The sequence below is a fragment of the Streptomyces actinomycinicus genome, from assembly GCF_016741775.1.
GTDB classification, from domain to species: Bacteria; Actinomycetota; Actinomycetes; order Streptomycetales; family Streptomycetaceae; genus Streptomyces; species Streptomyces actinomycinicus.
Genome location: NZ_JAERRK010000082.1, coordinates 1 through 466, shown reverse-complemented (window position 1 = coordinate 466; position 466 = coordinate 1). Strand labels below are relative to the sequence as shown.

The 466-nt window shown below is 69.5% G+C and carries 1 protein-coding gene; it reads right to left on the bottom strand.

All coding sequences use genetic code 11. The features are described 5' to 3' along the window. Window positions 1–466, bottom strand: a 466-nt coding sequence (locus JK359_RS38590) for a phosphoglucose isomerase-related protein (RefSeq protein ID WP_504739962.1), incomplete at both ends; no start/stop codon positions are given.

Genomic DNA, 466 nt, shown 5'->3' with positions numbered 1-466 from the left:
CGGCGCCCTCGGTGAGGGCGGGCTCGACCCGCTTGGCGAGGACCTTGCCCAGTTCCACGCCCCACTGGTCGAAGGAGTCGATGTTCCAGACCGCGCCCTGCACGAACACCTTGTGCTCGTAGAGGGCGACCAGCTGGCCGAGCACGGACGGGGTCAGCTCGCGGGCGAGGATCGTCGTCGTCGGCCGGTCGCCGTGGAAGGTCTTGTGCGCCACCAGTTCCTCGGGCACGCCCTCCGCGCGGACCTCCTCGGCGGTCTTGCCGAAGGCCAGCGCCTGGGTCTGGGCGAAGAAGTTGGCCATCAACAGGTCGTGCTGGGCCTTGAGTTCCCCGCTCAGCTCGGCGACCGGCTCGGCGAAGCCGATGAAGTCCGCCGGGATGAGCTTGGTGCCCTGGTGGATCAACTGGTAGTAGGCGTGCTGCCCGTTGGTGCCGGGCGTGCCCCAGACGACCGGCCCGGTCTGCCA